The sequence below is a fragment of the Citrobacter amalonaticus genome (genome assembly GCF_002918555.1).
GTDB lineage: Bacteria > Pseudomonadota > Gammaproteobacteria > Enterobacterales > Enterobacteriaceae > Citrobacter_C > Citrobacter_C amalonaticus_A.
This window is the reverse complement of record NZ_PQMB01000005.1, coordinates 482,071-498,894: the sequence shown is the minus strand read 5'-3', so window position 1 is coordinate 498,894 and position 16,824 is coordinate 482,071. Positions and strand designations below refer to the sequence as shown.

Annotated in this window: 17 protein-coding genes; 10 read left to right on the top strand and 7 right to left on the bottom strand. The window is 54.6% G+C overall.

Annotated features, from left to right (window positions below):
• A complete protein-coding gene (gene dsdA / locus C3432_RS22235) occupies positions 1-1,323 on the bottom strand; it encodes a D-serine ammonia-lyase (protein ID WP_103778956.1) in 1,323 nt (440 codons plus the stop codon).
• Positions 1,324-1,339: 16 nt separating this feature from the next.
• Entirely contained in the window at positions 1,340-2,677 is a 1,338-nt protein-coding gene (gene dsdX, locus C3432_RS22230; protein WP_103778954.1) for a D-serine transporter DsdX, read from the bottom strand.
• Positions 2,678-3,018: 341 nt separating this feature from the next.
• Here dsdX and dsdC point away from each other — a divergent pair, with 341 nt between their 5' ends.
• Positions 3,019-3,942 carry a DNA-binding transcriptional regulator DsdC gene (dsdC, locus tag C3432_RS22225; protein WP_103778952.1) on the top strand — a complete coding sequence of 308 codons (924 nt, stop codon included), beginning with the start codon at positions 3,019-3,021 and terminating at the stop codon, positions 3,940-3,942.
• A gap of 90 nt (positions 3,943-4,032) precedes the next feature.
• Positions 4,033-5,094, top strand: a complete 1,062-nt coding sequence (locus C3432_RS22220) for a cellulase family glycosylhydrolase (RefSeq protein WP_103778950.1) — start codon at positions 4,033-4,035, stop codon at positions 5,092-5,094.
• Here C3432_RS22220 and emrD read toward each other — a convergent pair.
• The 4 genes from emrD to C3432_RS22195 all read right to left on the bottom strand — a co-directional run bounded on the left by emrD (position 5,021) and on the right by C3432_RS22195 (position 8,070).
• On the bottom strand, positions 5,021-6,205 hold the full coding sequence (gene emrD / locus C3432_RS22215; RefSeq protein WP_103778948.1) for a multidrug efflux MFS transporter EmrD: 1,185 nt from the start codon (positions 6,203-6,205) through the stop codon (positions 5,021-5,023). The genes C3432_RS22220 and emrD overlap by 74 nt on opposite strands.
• 252 nt (positions 6,206-6,457) lie before the next feature.
• Entirely contained in the window at positions 6,458-7,291 is an 834-nt protein-coding gene (locus tag C3432_RS22205; RefSeq protein ID WP_103779118.1) for a DMT family transporter, read from the bottom strand.
• Between the two features lie 119 nt (positions 7,292-7,410).
• The gene (gene tisB / locus C3432_RS22200; protein ID WP_097734737.1) at positions 7,411-7,500 is read right to left on the bottom strand and encodes a type I toxin-antitoxin system toxin TisB; all 90 of its coding nucleotides are present in this window, start codon (positions 7,498-7,500) and stop codon (positions 7,411-7,413) included.
• 99 nt (positions 7,501-7,599) lie between these two features.
• Complete coding sequence (locus tag C3432_RS22195; protein ID WP_181012967.1) at positions 7,600-8,070, bottom strand: hypothetical protein; 471 nt, start codon at positions 8,068-8,070, stop codon at positions 7,600-7,602.
• Here C3432_RS22195 and ivbL point away from each other — a divergent pair.
• The 3 genes from ivbL (at position 8,025) to ilvN (ending at position 10,342) form a co-directional block, all read left to right on the top strand.
• On the top strand, positions 8,025-8,123 hold the full coding sequence (ivbL, locus tag C3432_RS22190; RefSeq protein WP_003827118.1) for an ilvB operon leader peptide IvbL: 99 nt from the start codon (positions 8,025-8,027) through the stop codon (positions 8,121-8,123). The two genes, C3432_RS22195 and ivbL, sit on opposite strands and share 46 nt — an antisense overlap.
• 230 nt (positions 8,124-8,353) lie before the next feature.
• Entirely contained in the window at positions 8,354-10,048 is a 1,695-nt protein-coding gene (ilvB, locus tag C3432_RS22185) for an acetolactate synthase large subunit (RefSeq protein ID WP_103778942.1), read from the top strand.
• Positions 10,049-10,051: 3 nt separating this feature from the next.
• The gene (gene ilvN / locus C3432_RS22180; protein ID WP_103778940.1) at positions 10,052-10,342 is read left to right on the top strand and encodes an acetolactate synthase small subunit; all 291 of its coding nucleotides are present in this window, start codon (positions 10,052-10,054) and stop codon (positions 10,340-10,342) included.
• A gap of 1 nt (position 10,343) precedes the next feature.
• Here ilvN and C3432_RS22175 read toward each other — a convergent pair whose 3' ends face one another.
• Positions 10,344-11,129, bottom strand: a complete 786-nt coding sequence (locus C3432_RS22175; RefSeq protein WP_103778938.1) for a DeoR family transcriptional regulator — start codon at positions 11,127-11,129, stop codon at positions 10,344-10,346.
• A 326-nt stretch (positions 11,130-11,455) separates the two neighbouring features.
• Here C3432_RS22175 and rbsK point away from each other — a divergent pair, with 326 nt between their 5' ends.
• The 5 genes from rbsK to nepI all read left to right on the top strand — a co-directional run bounded on the left by rbsK (position 11,456) and on the right by nepI (position 16,738).
• Positions 11,456-12,376: a ribokinase gene (rbsK, locus tag C3432_RS22170; RefSeq protein WP_103778936.1), complete on the top strand. Its 921-nt coding sequence runs from the start codon at positions 11,456-11,458 to the stop codon at positions 12,374-12,376.
• Between the two features lie 27 nt (positions 12,377-12,403).
• Entirely contained in the window at positions 12,404-13,720 is a 1,317-nt protein-coding gene (fucP, locus tag C3432_RS22165) for an L-fucose:H+ symporter permease (protein WP_103778934.1), read from the top strand.
• A gap of 11 nt (positions 13,721-13,731) precedes the next feature.
• Positions 13,732-14,745: an aldose 1-epimerase family protein gene (locus C3432_RS22160; protein ID WP_103778932.1), complete on the top strand. Its 1,014-nt coding sequence runs from the start codon at positions 13,732-13,734 to the stop codon at positions 14,743-14,745.
• Positions 14,746-14,990: 245 nt separating this feature from the next.
• Positions 14,991-15,443, top strand: coding sequence for a DUF1198 family protein (locus C3432_RS22150; RefSeq protein WP_103778930.1), 453 nt, complete (start codon positions 14,991-14,993; stop codon positions 15,441-15,443).
• Between the two features lie 104 nt (positions 15,444-15,547).
• Complete coding sequence (gene nepI / locus C3432_RS22145) at positions 15,548-16,738, top strand: purine ribonucleoside efflux pump NepI (protein WP_103778928.1); 1,191 nt, start codon at positions 15,548-15,550, stop codon at positions 16,736-16,738.
• The last annotated feature ends 86 nt before the right edge of the window (positions 16,739-16,824 follow it).

Sequence of the window (16,824 nt, the reverse complement as noted above, 5' to 3'; positions counted from 1 at the left end):
TTAGCGCCCTTTCGCCAGATACTGCGCCATCTCGGCTTCCGGCACCATCCCACCGCCTGTCGCCCAGACCACATGGGTGGCGTTATTGCACTGTTCTGCGTTGAAGGCGTGCATCTGCTGATATGCCTCTGAGCCACAGACGCGCAGCGGGCCCGCCATTCCCGCCAGCGCCGACGGCTCAAGGCGAATCTCCTCCTCCTGCGCCAGCCAGCCCAGCATGTCGTACAGGGTCTGATCGCTAAGGGTATACAAACCGTCGAGCAGACGCTCCATCGCCCGCCCCACAAAGCCAGAGGCGCGCCCCACCGCCAGACCGTCAGCGGCCGTCAGGTTATCAATCCCAATATCCTGGACAGAGATTTCATCGTGCAGACCGGTATAAACGCCCAGCAGCATACACGGAGAGTGGGTCGGCTCAGCAAAGAAGCAGTGCACGTTATCACCGAATGCCAGCTTCAGGCCAAAGGCCACGCCGCCAGGACCGCCGCCGACCCCGCAGGGGAGATAGACAAACAGCGGATGTTCGGCGTCGACCACGCGTCCCTGTTGTGCGAACTGGGTCTTCAGACGCTGTCCGGCGACCGCGTAACCTAAAAACAGCGTGCGGGAGTTTTCATCGTCGATGAAAAAACAGTCAGGATCGGATTCTGCCGCTTTGCGGCCTTGCTCCACCGCCACGCCGTAATCTTCTTCGTACTCCACGACCGTCACGCCGTGGCTGCGCAGTTTCGCTTTTTTCCAGGCGCGGGCGTCGGCAGACATATGCACCGTCACCTTAAAGCCGATGCAGGCGCTCATGATGCCAATTGACAGCCCCAGATTCCCGGTGGAACCGACGGCGATACTGTACTGGCTGAAGAACTGTTTGAACTCCGGCGAGAGCAGCACGCTATAATCATCTTCCGTGGTCAGCAGTCCCGCTTCCAGCGCCAGTTTTTCTGCGTGGGTCAGCACTTCATAAATGCCGCCGCGAGCTTTAATCGATCCGGAGATTGGCAGGTGACTGTCTTTCTTCAACAGAATGTCGCCGCAGATGCTCTGTCCGTACTCTTTTTCCAGGCGCTTTTGCATTGCCGGAATGGCAACCACATCGGATTCGATAATCCCACCGGTAGCGGCGGTTTCCGGAAACGCTTTTGCCAGATATGGTGCAAAACGGGCGAGGCGGGCATGGGCGGCCTTAACATCCTGCTCCGTCAACCCAACATAAGGTAAACCTTCCGCAAGAGAAGTCGTTCCAGGGTTGAACCAGGTTGTTTCTTTCAGTGCGACCAGATCCTCTACCAAAGGATACCGGGCGATAAGCTTGTGCATGTTTTCCATAGTACGTCTCTTTGCGTCAGATGATAAAGGAAAGCAGGAATGTGGCGGCCAGTGCAATGACCGAAGCGATAAATGTCGCGGTTGTATAGTATTTAAACGTCTCATTAAGGGTCGCGCCGCAGTACTGCTTCACCAGCCAGAAGAGGGAATCGGTGACTATCGTGCAGCCAATGGCACCAGAACCGATGGCAATAGCGATAATCTCCGGGCTGACATTGGGATAGAGCGGAAGCATTGGCGCGACAATTGCCGTTGCCCCCATCATTGCCACCGTGGCGGAACCAACCGCCGCGTGCAGAATCAGCGCCACCAGCCAGGCCAGCAAAATGGGGTGCATATCCATGTTGGAAAGGATCACCGCCAGGGTATCCGCCAGACCACTACTTTTGAGGATCGCGTTGAATGCCCCGCCAGCACCGATAATCAGCAGAATATTCGCAATTGAGCCAAAGCCGTTTTCAGTGTGGGTCAGCAGCGTGCTCATACCGATATGCTGGCGCAGACCGAGAATGTAATAAGCAACGAAGACGGCGATAAACATCGCGGTAATGGGGTTACCGATAAACTCCAGCAGCGTATACAGCGTGCTGCCTTTTGTCATATTCAGCTCAGCGATGGTTTTAACCAGCATCAGAGCAATGGGCAGCAGGACGGTAAACAGCGTGGCGCCCAGCGACGGAAGCGTGTTTTCATCGCGAACTTTCAGATCCGCAAATTCTGCGGGTACCGGTTTGAACGGCAGACGGCTGCCGAGGAATTTCAGGAACAGCGGACCGCCAACCAGTGATGCCATCAACCCCACCAGCAGGCCGTAAACGATAACGGAACCAATATCCGCGCCCAGCTTATTTGCCACAAACAACGCAGCCGGATGCGGGGGCACGACGCAGTGAACGGCCATCAGCGCCGTACATAGCGGAATTGCCAGCTTCAGCAGCGAGGTATTGGTTTTTTTAGCGATGGAGAAAGCCAGCGGGATCAGCAGGACAACGCCGACTTCAACGAACAGCGTGATCCCGCAAATCAGCCCCACTAACACCATGATCACGTCAGCGGAAAGCCACCGGCAGCGCTGGAGCGTCAGGCCGATGCGTTCTGCCGCGCCGGAGACTTCCATCATCTTGCCGAGAATGGTCCCCAGACCGATGACAGCGGCGAGGAAGCCTAATGTACCGCCAATCCCGCTTTCAATCGCATTGACCATCTCCAGCGGTCCCATGCCCATCATTGCACCCACGAAGAAACTGGCTAACAGTAGCGCCAGAAACGGGTGGAATTTGAACTTCACGATGGTCAGAACGATTAACACGATGCTTATCAGCAGCGTGCTCACTACCCAGATTTGAGAGTGCATATCTCACCTTGCCCTGTGATTAACCTGTAAATGATTCAAGTTGCAAGAAGGTGGTAAGTGAGAATCCCCGGACGCTTATAAGAGCCAGTGACAGGGGGAAACGAACGCAGCCAACGCACATGCAGCCTGAAGTATGACGGGTATATTGGACAAAAATACGGCACACGCTGACAAACGATATAATTAGTCTTTCACATGAGCCAGATTGCATCAAACTGGTGATTATCGTCGAATAACAGCGCTATTTTGCGATGTGGTTCACTTTGATTCATCTCTGCGCTGATTTTTACAGCGGTTTTTTTTAAAATTCGGGTAAAAGAATCAGAGTGCAAGAGAGCGTTATGGATCCCCTTCGCGAAGTCAGAAATCGTCTGCTTAACGGCTGGCAGCTTTCAAAACTCTACACGTTCGAGGTGGCGGCCAGGCATCAGTCCTTTGCGATGGCGGCAGACGAACTGTCGTTAAGTCCCAGCGCCGTCAGCCATCGCATCAATCAGCTGGAAGAGGAGCTGGGTATCCAGCTGTTTGTCCGCTCGCACCGTAAAGTGGAGCTTACCCATGAAGGCAGGCGGGTATTCTGGGCGCTGAAATCGTCGCTGGATACGCTCAACCAGGAAATTCTCGATATCAAAAATCAGGAGCTGTCAGGTACGCTGACGGTATACTCGCGACCTTCAATCGCCCAGTGCTGGCTGGTTCCGGCATTAGGCGACTTCACGCGTCGCTATCCCTCTATTTCGCTGACGATACTGACCGGCAACGACAATGTGAACCTGCAGCGTGCCGGGATCGATCTGGCCATCTATTTTGACGATGCGCCCTCGGCGCAGCTGACCCACTATTTTCTGATGGACGAGGACATTCTGCCAGTGTGCAGCCCTGAATATGCCCGTCGTTTTGACTTAACCGGCTCGCTGGTGAATCTGCCGCACTGTACTTTGTTGCATGACCGGCAGGCGTGGAGCAACGACTCCGGTACCGACGAATGGCATAGCTGGGCACAGCATTTTGTCGTGAGTTTACCAACATCGTCTGGCATTGGCTTTGATCGTTCCGACCTGGCCGTGATTGCTGCAATGAATCACATCGGTGTAGCGATGGGACGCAAACGGCTGGTGCAAAAGCGCCTCGACAGCGGGGAGCTTATCGCACCTTTTGGGGACATGGCGCTGAAATGCCATCAGCACTATTACATCACTACGTTGCCCGGAAGACAGTGGCCAAAAATCGAAGCATTTATCGGTTGGTTGCAAGAGCAGGCGTAGTCATTTTGTGAAGCAAAGATTTACTACGCGTAAAGTGAAAAAGCGTGCTAAATACGTGATATCACACCTGATGATTTGCTAAGGACAATCGTGTTAAAGCCGCTTGTTTCCCTCTTACTGTTCACCAGCGCCACCGTTTGCGCGGTACAACCGTCGCTGACGGCTTCCCATTATGCGCAGCAGCTTGGCGTGGGGATGGACGTAGACTGGGCACGCACCGAGCGGGGGATCCGGGAGTTTGATCCGCTGGTCGTACGGGATTTCAGGGCAAAGGGGATTACCCACGTGCGTATTCGGGTGGCGGGTGAGCCGACGGAGGCAAGACTTATTCATCTGCGCAAGCTGGTGGAAGCCTGCGAGCAGAACGGAGTGATCCCTGTCATTGCCTATCAGGCGGATGAATATAAAAAAGATCCCAGCGCCAGTAATGAAAAAGAGGTGATCAACTGGTGGGTGGCGGTTGCGCACTATTTTGGTCAGGGGTCGCCGTTGCTGGGTTTTGACCTGATTTATGAGCCCGCGGAGAAGCTCAACCACAGCCTGGCATCGCTCAATCGGGTATATGACAAAACCATTCGCACGATCCATGCCATCGACCCTCAGCGGATGATATTTGTTGCCCCGCGTCTGCGCGCGGCCCCGGAGGATTTGTTGAACCTGAAGCTGCCACCGCAAAGCCAAAGCTACGTGCTGGCTGAGTGGCATATCTTTCCGTGGGGGCCGTTGAAAAATAACGGTAAATATCCCTGGACGTCAGGTACCGCTGCAGAAAAATCGGCAATACGCGCGCGGATTAACACCGCCTTACGCTGGCAGCAGAAAACTGGGCACGCAAGCTGGGTCGGCGGCTGGGCTGCGGCAGAGAGCATCAGGAATACGCCATCGCCCGCGCAGCTCGCGTTTGCCAGCTTTATGGCCTGCGAGCTGAAGAGAGCAAAAATACCTTATGCCCTCAATGCCGACACACAGTTTTATGATGGAGAAGAGGGGGCATGGCGACCCGCTCTGGAGCCGCTGCTGACCGCGATGATTACGCCGGGCTGTGAAAAGCACGGCGATAAGCCGGGGCAACCTCCGATTAAACCGCCTGCCCCTGGTGGGACACGCGTGCCGCCAGCGGCAGCCAGCACAGTAAAATCAGTAGCCCCATAAGCGTCATCAACAGGCCGAGACTGCCCTGCCCGGTTTGTGGCAGCATCGCAGAGAGCCACGCCAGTACGCCAGAGCCAATATTTTGCAGGCCGCCAACCAGCGCGCCTGCGGTACCCGCGAGGAACGGAAAAGGCTCCATCGCGCCGCTGGTCGCCAGCGGGAACAGCATCCCTGCGCCGAAGAAAAACAGCGCGGCGGGGATCAGCAGCGTCCAGACGTTCATCACCCCAAACCAGCCGGGGATCCACATCATCAGACCGGCCAGCAGACAGCTGACGACCGATTGCCACATCAGCGTTGAGAAGCGTTTATTCGGGCGACCGGCAAACCATGCGCCGAAGAAGGCCGCCGGAATCGGCAGAATAAACAGAATACTGACTACCATGCTGCTCAATCCTAAAACCGCGCCCATCAGCACGCCGGAACAGGCCTCGAAGACGGCAATTCCGGCCAGACCGCCAATCAGCATCAGCAGATAACAGTTAAATGCACCGTTGCCGAACAGGGCTTTATAGCTGGCGATCAGGCGTGTGCGCGGCGCTCCGGCAGGACGCGTTTCCGGCATCCAGCGCGCCATACTGAAGGTAACGCCCGCACAGAGAATGAGCAGGAAAATATAACAGGCGCGCCAGTTCCACAGGGTATCCAGCAGGCCGCCAATCAGCGGCGCCAGCAGTGGGCTGACCAGAATCCCCATATTCAACAGGCTGTTGGCATGACGTAGCTGTGTGCCTTCATACAGATCGCGCGGTAACGTCCGCGCCATCACTCCGCCAACGCCGGTCCCCATCCCCTGCAACGCACTGGCGACAATCAGCACCGTCAGGCTGTGGGTGGTAATGGCGACCAGGGTCGCCAGCATAAAAATAGACATGCCGACGAGGATCACCGGGCGACGCCCTACCCGGTCGGAAAGCGGGCCATAAAACAGTTGTGATACGCCATACGTCAGCAGATAGGCGGCCATGACGCTTTGCACGGCTCCTTCGCGGACGTTCAGTTCACGTGCCATATCGGCAATGGCCGGGATATAAATGGTTTGCGCCATCTGCCCTACAGCCACAAGTAATACCAACATCAACAACAAATTGACGCTTCTCTGCCTTTTCATTTCGCTGAATACTTTTAAAAAAGAGAAAAAATAAGAATAAGGTGCTGCGCATTCCCATAAATGCGAGTGAAATCTACCACACTAAAAAAAGAAGACCAGATAGCGGACTGGAATGGCGCGGCAGCAGACGGCAGGATATGTAAACAAAAAGCGGCAATAAATGTTGCCGGGATTGTTTATCGCCTCGCTTCCGTAGACCGGATGGCGGCTGTGCCTTATCCGGCCTGGGCGCGCAGACGTGTGGCCCGTTAATCATGACAAACGCAGCAAAATCGCCCCTGCCGCAATCCCTCCGGCGGCAACGAGTCGCAGACCAGCCACCCGCTCTTTAAGCAGCAGCCAGGCGAGCAGCGCGCCGAATAAAATGGACGTCTCACGCAGTGCGGCTACCACCGCCAGCGGGGCCTGAGTCATTGCCCATAGCGCCAGTCCGTAAGATCCCATTGTTCCGATGCCGCCCAAAATGCCTTTCTTCCAGTGCTGTACCAGGTAGCGCGATGCTTCCCGACGGCGGGCTATCATCGCCCAGGTCAGCAGAGAGGAACCGTTGAGAAAAAAGGTCCAGAGCGTGTAACCCAGCGCTGTTTCTGAGAGTCGCACGCCGGTGCCGTCCACCAGCGTATATCCGGCGATAAAACAGGCGTTGATCAGCGCCAGCGTAATCCCCCGGCGGGAACTGGCGCGACCATTGCAGGCCATGCCAAGAATCGCCATGCAAATCACCGCGATGCCCACCCAGGCGAGGGCAGAGAGGCTGTCGCCAAGAAACAGAACGCTGATTATCGCGACCAGCAGCGGTGCGGTGCCGCGCATCAGGGGATAGGTCTGGCTCATATCCGAGACCTGATAGGTTTTGGCGACCAGCACGGTGTAGACCACCTGCAATGCGGTAGACGTGGCTAAAAACGGGATACTGGCGCCGGAAGGCTGGGGCGCAAAGGGCAGGCAGAGCAATGCCATGACAGCCGCTGTTCCACTGACGCTAATGGCGGCGTAGAGTTTATCATTTCCTGCCTTCACGATAGCGTTCCAGCTGGCGTGCAGCAGTGCGGCAAACAATAAAATGCAGAAAACAGAAAGCGTCATGATCAGGTGTCGGTTGGGAAAGTCATAAAAACGTAACATATCCTTGCACGGCAAGCACCTGGCAGAGTGATGAAAGGGGAGCGGTTGCCCGCTCCCCTTCGTTGCGACCTGAATCTGAATTACTTGAGGTATTTCAGAACAGCATCAAGTAGTTGCAGTGCTGCAACAATGAGTTTGAGGATAAGAATTGTGATATCCACGAGGCTCATACGCTCTCCTTTTGGTAAAAGGAGCACGGTGCTGACGTACCTCTCCGCCGCCTGTGGCCAGCACCTTTGTTGACATAACACAGTGTGCTCGCACGGGGGTTAAGGCGCTGACGGCACCACCCGTTTCAGCCAGGACTTCGTTGCGCCGGTTTTCATGCGGCCCCCGTATAACACATTGCGTACGGTGATATTATAGATAAATACTGTATAAATGAACAGGCATTTGTGGACGAAAGGTAACTTCTGAACCATACTCAAATGCGTCAAAATTCGTGCCGAAATTGCGTGTTCTTCGCAGAACGCGTATACTTTTACCGTTGACATAACACAGTGTGTTTTGTGGCTACCAACCGCATAGCGCTGATCAAAACCTCGTTCCGGCGGGGTTTTTTGTTTTCTGACATATTGATGAACTAAATGTGATCGCTGACGCATTTTTACGCAGATGAAAATTTTTCCGTTGTCAGCTTTTGCAACCTGTGTTTGTATGAATCCTGTTAATCCATAAACAGACAAGGTCCCTAATGAACCCTTCCATGCTGACTGCGACCCTACTAAAAACTGCGCCATCTCGCGCAGCGGTCGTCGTGCGTGTGGTGGTGGTCGTCGGCAATGCGCCGTAGGGTCCGGAACAACACACGATTCCAAAACCCCGCCGGCGCAAACCGGGCGGGGTTTTTCGTTTAAGAGACCTGCCCGGATACGCTAAGTAATTCGGGTTGCAGGAAGGCGGCAAGTGAGCGAATCCCCTGGAGCGTACACAGGTACGTGGCTGGGGTGAACGAGCGAGGCCAACGCACCAGCAACCTGAAGTACGACGCGTAAAGTCGGCCCAGAATAAAAGGACTGGAGCATGGCAAGTTCGGGCACAACATCAACCTCCCAGCGTACGCGCTTTACGGGCGCAGAATTTATCGTTCATTTTCTGGAACGTCAGGGGATTAAGATTGTCACTGGCATTCCCGGCGGGTCGATTCTCCCCGTCTACGACGCCTTAAGCCAGAGTACGCAAATTCGCCATATCCTGGCGCGTCACGAGCAGGGTGCGGGGTTTATTGCGCAGGGTATGGCGCGAACCGACGGCAAACCTGCCGTGTGCATGGCCTGTAGCGGACCCGGCGCAACTAACCTGGTGACCGCCATCGCCGATGCGCGTCTGGATTCTGTTCCACTGATCTGCATTACCGGGCAGGTGCCGGCCTCCATGATTGGCACTGACGCCTTCCAGGAAGTGGATACCTACGGCATCTCTATCCCCATCACCAAACATAACTATCTGGTCAGACATATCGATGAACTCCCGCAGGTGATGAGCGACGCCTTCCGTATTGCTCAGTCAGGACGTCCTGGCCCGGTGTGGATAGACATACCTAAGGACGTGCAGACGGCGGTGTTTGAGATTGACGATCTGCCGGCTCCCGCGCAAAAAATGGCCTCTCCGGCGTTCAGCGCAGAAAGCATTCAGGAAGCCGCAGCGATGATTAACGCGGCGAAGCGCCCGGTGCTGTATCTCGGCGGCGGGGTGATTAATGCGTCGGAGCGTGTACGCGAACTGGCGGAGAAAGCGCAGCTGCCGACCACCATGACCCTGATGGCGCTGGGAATACTGCCAAAAGCGCATCCGCTGTCATTAGGCATGTTAGGAATGCACGGTGCCCGCAGCACCAACTTTATTCTGCAAGAGTCTGATTTGCTGGTGGTTCTGGGGGCACGTTTTGATGACCGGGCGATTGGTAAAACCGAACAGTTCTGTCCGAATGCTAAAATCATCCACGTGGATATCGACCGTGCAGAACTGGGGAAAATCAAACAGCCCCATGTGGCTATTCAGGCCGATGTGGATGACGTTCTGGCACAGTTGATTTCGCACATTGAGATGCAGTCGCGTGAGGAGTGGCGCCAGCTGATAGCCGATCTGCAACGTGAGTTCCCGTGCGCGATCCCGCAACAGAGCGATCCGCTCAGCCATTACGGGCTGATTAACGCGGTCGCCGCCTGCGTGGACGATAACGCGATTATCACCACCGACGTGGGGCAGCATCAGATGTGGACGGCGCAGGCCTACCCGCTCAATCGTCCTCGTCAGTGGCTGACCTCCGGCGGTCTGGGGACGATGGGCTTTGGCCTGCCCGCCGCGATTGGCGCAGCGCTGGCGAACCCGGATAAGAAAGTGCTCTGCTTTTCCGGCGACGGCAGTCTGATGATGAACATTCAGGAGATGGCAACCGCCAGCGAAAATCAGCTGGATGTGAAAATCATTCTGATGAATAACGAAGCGCTGGGGCTGGTACACCAGCAGCAGAGCCTGTTCTATAAACAGGGCGTTTTTGCCGCCACCTATCCGGGCACAATCAACTTTATGCAGATTGCCGCCGGATTCGGCCTGGAGACCTGCGATCTGAATAACGAGGCCGATCCGCAGGCAGCGTTACTGGAGATTATCCGTCGTCCGGGACCGGCGCTGATTCACGTACGTATTGATGCTGAAGAAAAAGTGTATCCGATGGTTCCGCCGGGTGCGGCAAATACAGAGATGGTGGGGGAATAAGCCATGCAGAAACAATCACATGATAACGTCATTCTGGAACTCACCGTCCGTAACCACCCTGGCGTAATGACGCACGTCTGCGGGCTGTTTGCCCGCCGCGCATTCAACGTGGAAGGCATCCTCTGCCTGCCAATTCAGGGCAGCGACCAGAGCCGTATCTGGCTACTGGTTAACGACGATCAGCGTCTGGAGCAGATGATGAGTCAGATCGACAAACTGGAAGATGTGGCGAAAGTGGTGCGCAATCAGTCGGATCCGACCATGTTCAACAAAATCGCCGTGTTCTTTGAGTAAGTTAATCGCCGTCTGAGTCCGGGGTGATCACTTTGACGGAGCCGTTCCGGCAGTGGGTAGCATAATCTGCCGGTAACGGACGATCGCTTATCAGTACATCAAAGGTGGAGAGCGGGCCAATGCTGGCGGGGGCGACCTCATCAAACAGGGCGTGACGCGTCAGCAAAATTTTCCGTAGCCCGCGCTCCATCGCTTTGCGTTTGGTGGCGAGATCATCCGGATTAAACCAGCTGACGCCGAAATGCTCATGCACTCCGCTGGCGGAGATAAAAACTTTCCGCGGGTTAAGTGAATCCAGTGCCGAAGGGTTACTGGCGTCGTAAAAGGCATCACTCTTCGCCCGATAGGTTCCACCGCACAGAATCGCCGTGGCGTTGGGTTTTTCATTGAGCGCCATAAACACGCGATGGGAGTAGCAGATGCCGGTAAAGGTAATTTCATCCGGGATCATGCTGATAACCAGGGTCATTTCCGCACCATTATCAAAAAAGACCAGATCGTTTTCACTCACCAGTCCGGCGGCCAGGATAGCGACAGGTAAATCGTCGCGATGATGGGGGGTTTGCGCCGGAAGCGGGGCATGGGGTGAAGTAGCGGGTTGATTTACCATGACGATATAACCACCAAGCAGCGTCAGCGGTAACGGTTCGTCATCCTGGCTGAGATCCCGGCGGATGGTCATCACAGAAACTTCCAGCATCCGCGCCGCGTCTTTCAGATGGATTCGGTCCGTTTTCTTCAGCAGTTCCATCAGACGTCGAATACGTTCTTTTTGCTTAGTTTCCATGCTTCCTCTCCGCGAATCATCATGCGCATGTTTCTTAAGTAACATTTATGTGTTTCTGAGAACATCGCATTGCTGCATTACTATACTTCTGGCTACAGGGAAATAAAAGTAAGTTTTTTCACGTTTTGTTGTTTATAAACAGTTCAATTTCAGTGAATTGTAACGAAGCGAATGATTTTCAGCATGATAAAAGAGCAACATTGCGTGCAATAAATAAACAATAAAATGATCTTCCAATCGCGATCGTAGTCACAAATGGTACGAAAGTAACATGATAATGTTATTTTAATATCATTGTTGAGTGATTGTTTCTGAGAGGTAGTAAAATGGATATCGCGGTTATCGGCTCCAATATGGTGGATCTCATCACTTACACCAACCAGATGCCCAAAGAAGGGGAAACTCTGGAAGCGCCAGCGTTCAAAATCGGCTGTGGCGGTAAAGGGGCGAATCAGGCTGTCGCAGCGGCTAAGCTCAATTCCAAAGTGTTGATGCTGACGAAAGTCGGTGACGATATTTTTGCGGATAACACCATTCGCAACCTCGAGTCGTGGGGCATTAACACCACCTATGTGGAAAAAGTTCCCTGCACCAGCAGCGGCGTCGCGCCGATCTTCGTTAATGCCAACTCCAGTAACAGTATTCTGATTATTAAAGGGGCGAACAAGTTTCTCTCTCCGGAAGATATCGATCGTGCGGCAGAAGATCTGAAAAAATGTCAGTTAATTGTCCTGCAACTTGAAGTTCAACTGGAAACGGTTTACCACGCGATTGAATTTGGTAAAAAACATGGCATTGAAGTGTTATTAAATCCAGCCCCGGCATTACGGGAATTAGATATGTCTTATGCCTGTAAATGCGATTTCTTTGTGCCAAATGAAACTGAACTGGAGATATTAACCGGTATGCCGGTGGATACTTACGATCGTATTCGCGTCGCTGCGCGTTCGCTGGTTGATAAAGGTCTGAACAATATCATCGTCACCATGGGTGAAAAAGGCGCGCTGTGGATGACGCGGGACCAGGAAGTGCATGTTCCGGCGTTTAACGTAAATGCCGTCGATACCAGCGGCGCTGGCGATGCTTTCATCGGTTGCTTTGCCCATTATTATGTCCAGAGCGGAGATGTCGAGGCCGCCATGAAGAAAGCCGCTCTCTTTGCTGCTTTTAGCGTCACAGGGAAAGGCACCCAATCATCTTATCCGAGCATAGAACAATTTAATGAATTTCTTACCCTAAACGAATAATACTCCTGCACTGTAAAAGGTAGCACTATGAACGATAAAAACATCATTCAGATGCCCGATGGGTATCTGAATAAGACCCCTCTGTTCCAGTTTATTTTGTTATCCTGTTTATTCCCTTTATGGGGATGCGCAGCCGCGTTAAATGATATTCTGATTACGCAATTTAAAAGTGTATTTTCACTCAGTAACTTTGCTTCGGCATTAGTTCAGAGCGCTTTTTATGGTGGTTATTTTTTAATTGCAATTCCGGCATCTCTGGTAATTAAAAAGACCAGCTATAAAGTGGCGATATTAATTGGCCTGACGCTCTATATCGTCGGCTGCACGCTCTTTTTTCCGGCATCGCATATGGCCACTTACACCATGTTCCTTGCGGCGATTTTTGCGATTGCAATCGGTCTGAGCTTCCTGGAAACCGCCGCGAATACCTACAGTTCGATGATTGGCCCAAAAGCCTATGCCACGTTGCGTCTGAACATCAGCCAGACTTTTTATCCTATCGGTGCGGCATCCGGTATTTTGCTGGGTAAATATCTGGTCTTTTCCGAAGGCGAGAGTCTGCAAAAACAGATGGCCGGGATGAATGCCGAACAGATCCATAATTTTAAACTGCTGATGCTGGAAAATACGCTGGAACCGTATAAGTACATGATTATGGTTCTGGTGGTGGTGATGGTGCTATTCCTGCTGACGCGTTTCCCAACCTGTAAAGTGGCGCAAACTGCAAACCATAAACGCCCGTCAGCCATGGATACGCTGCGCTATCTGGCCAGCAACGCGCGTTTTCGTCGTGGGATTGTGGCGCAGTTCCTGTATGTCGGGATGCAGGTGGCGGTGTGGTCATTCACCATCCGTCTGGCGCTGGAGCTGGGGGATATTAACGAGCGTGATGCCTCTAACTTCATGGTCTACAGCTTTGCCTGCTTCTTTATCGGCAAGTTTATCGCCAACATTCTGATGACGCGTTTCAACCCGGAAAAAGTGCTGATTCTCTACTCCATCATCGGGGCGCTATTCCTCGCCTATGTCTCGCTGGCGCCGAGCTTTAGCGCCGTCTATGTCGCGGTGCTGGTGAGCGTCCTGTTTGGTCCCTGCTGGGCGACCATCTATGCCGGAACGCTGGACACGGTGGATAACGAACATACTGAGATGGCGGGGGCGGTTATTGTGATGGCGATTGTCGGCGCGGCGGTGATCCCGGCGATTCAGGGGTACGTGGCGGATCTCTTCCACTCGCTCCAGCTCTCGTTCCTTGTCTCTATGCTGTGCTTCGTTTACGTCGGTATCTACTTCTGGCGCGAAAGCAAAGTGCGTAGCAACCTGGCAGAAGCAACGGCTTCCTGAGGAGAACGATCATGACTACACGTATTACATTGTGGCGGGAACTCTTTGGCGAACATCCGCGGGTTCTGCTGGAGAACAGCGACTTCACGGTCACCGCGTTTCGCTATGCCAGCGGTGTGGAAGGGCTGAAGATTGAGAACAGTCGTGGGCATCTGGTGATTCTGCCCTGGATGGGGCAGATGATTTGGGACGCGCAGTTCGACGGCCATGACCTGACCATGCGCAACATGTTCAGCCAACCAAAACCCGCAACCGAAGTGGTGGCGACTTACGGCTGTTTTGCCTTCCACTCCGGTTTACTGGCCAATGGCTGTCCGTCACCGGAGGATACTCACCCGTTGCACGGTGAAATGGCCTGTGCGGCAATGGACGAAGCCTGGCTGGAGCTGGAGGGGGACAGCCTGCGCGTGAGGGGACGCTATGAGTATGTGATGGGATTCGGTCATCATTATCAGGCTCAGCCTGCGACAGTGATGCATAAAGCGAGCGCGCTGTTTGATATTCAGATGGCCGTTACCAATCTGGCCTCCGTGGCAATGCCGTTACAGTACATGTGCCACATGAACTATGCGTACGTGCCGCAAGCCACCTTCAGCCAGAACATCCCGGATGAGGCGCTGAAGCTGCGTGAATCGGTTCCGGCGCATGTGAAACCCACCGAACAGTGGCTGGCGTTTAATCAGCGACTCCTGCAGGGGGAGGCTTCTCTGGCGGTGCTCAATGAACCGGCCTTCTACGATCCGGAAATCGTCTTCTTTGCCGACACGCTGGACAGATACACGGATAAGCCAGAATTCAGTATGATCGCCCCGGATGGCACCACGTTCGTTACCCGTTTCGCCAGTTCCGAACTGAATTATGTTACCCGTTGGATCCTCTATAACGGCGATCAGCAGGTGGCGGCGTTTGCCCTGCCCGCGACCTGTCGACCCGAAGGATCCCTGGCGGTACAGCGAAATGGCACGTTGATTCAGGTGGAACCCCAGCAAACCCGGACATTTACCGTCACCACGGGTATTGCCTGACCGCTCAGGGCTTGAACAACAACGCGCTTATCGTCAAGGTCAGCGCGTTTTTTTACCCGCCAGGACAGAATCACGTTCACCGTTGCCCGTACTGACGACCACTGTATCGTTCGCCCCGGCTTTGCGCCGCTGCCGGAGAGGGAGCCTGATTTGCCGGTTGTCGCCTGATTCGGGCCAGGGCGCGAAGCGCTGTCGACAATAGCGCATTTCCCGATATCATGACCTGCTAATCGTAAGGAGAATGCATGGTCTGGATAATGCTGGCGACGCTGGTTGTGGTGTTTGTGGTGGGGTTTCGGGTATTAACCTCTGACTCCCGCCGGGCTATTCGTCGCCTGAGCGAGCGCCTGGGGATCACCCCGGTTCCGGTGGAGTCGATGATCGACCAGTTTGGTAAAACCTCCGGTAATGCGTTTATCCGCTACCTTGAACGACCGGACGAGGCCCATCTGCAAAATGCCGCCCAGGTGCTGCTGATCTGGCAGGTCTGTATTGTCGATGGCAGTGAAAACAATCTGCATACCTGGCACCGGCTGCTGCGTAAGGCGCGTCTCGCCGCGCCGATCACTGACGCACAAATCCGTCTGACGCTCGGTTTTATGCGCGAGATGGAGCCGGACCCGCAGGAGCTTAACGCCTTCCAGCTACGCTATAATCAGCTTTTCCTGCCGCAAGAGGGGATTTTCTTTCTGCACTGAGTGGCCGCCCGCGCCGCAAATATAGTTATAAAAACGTTAAATTCGTCACAGTTTTGATGATAAACTGCGCGGCTTTCCCGCACTTTTCAGCCTCAGGTGACGCCATGACACAACAGATCCAGACCACGCCCGAACCGCATACCAAAGAGGTTTCACGCCCCAACTGGTCGGCGGTTTTTGCCGTGGCGTTCTGCGTCGCCTGCCTGATTACCGTCGAATTTTTACCGGTGAGCCTGCTGACGCCGATGGCGCAGGAGCTGGGCATTTCCGAAGGCGTGGCCGGGCAATCGGTGACGGTCACGGCCTTTGTCGCCATGTTCTCCAGCCTGTTTATTACCCAGGCCATTGGTGCGACCGATCGCCGCTATGTGGTGATGTTATTCGCCGTTCTGCTGACGCTCTCCTGCCTGATGGTGTCGTTCGCCAATTCGTTTACGCTGTTGCTGCTGGGGCGCGCCTGTCTGGGGCTGGCGCTCGGTGGATTCTGGGCGATGTCGGCGTCGCTGACGATGCGTCTGGTGCCGCCGCGCACGGTACCTAAAGCGCTGTCGGTGATCTTTGGCGCCGTCTCTGTGGCACTGGTGATTGCCGCGCCGCTGGGGAGCTTTTTGGGCGGTATTATTGGCTGGCGTAACGTCTTTAATGCGGCGGCGGTGATGGGGTTGCTGTGTATCGTTTGGGTAGTGAAGGCGTTGCCATCCCTGCCTGGTGAACCCGCGCATCAGAAGCAAAACATGTTTAGTCTGCTGCAACGTCCCGGTGTCATGGCCGGGATGATCGCTATCTTCATGTCTTTTGCCGGACAGTTCGCTTTCTTTACCTACATCCGTCCGGTGTATATGAATCTGGCGGGTTTTGATGTTGATGGCCTGACGCTGGTGCTGCTGAGCTTTGGTATCGCCAGCTTTGTCGGCACATCGTTCTCTTCCGTTATTCTCAAGCGTTCAGTCAGGCTGGCGCTGGCGGGGGCGCCGCTGGTACTGGCGGTGAGCGCGCTGGTGCTGACGCTGTGGGGCAGCGATAAAATCGTGGCGGCGGGCATTGCTATTATCTGGGGGCTGGCGTTTGCGCTGGTGCCGGTGGGCTGGTCGACGTGGATCACCCGCTCGCTGGCCGATCAGGCGGAAAAAGCCGGTTCAGTTCAGGTGGCGGTGATTCAGCTGGCGAATACCTGCGGGGCGGCGGCGGGTGGCCTGGCGCTGGACCATTTAGGGCTGATCTCACCGTTGGTGCTCTCCGGGACGCTGATGCTGCTGACCGCACTTCTGGTGACGGCAAAGGTCAGGATTATCTGAGGCAGTGCCGGATGGCGGCGTGAACGTCTGATCCGGCCTGCGGTGCAGTGTTAAATTGTCGGCCGGATAAGCACAGCGCCATCCGG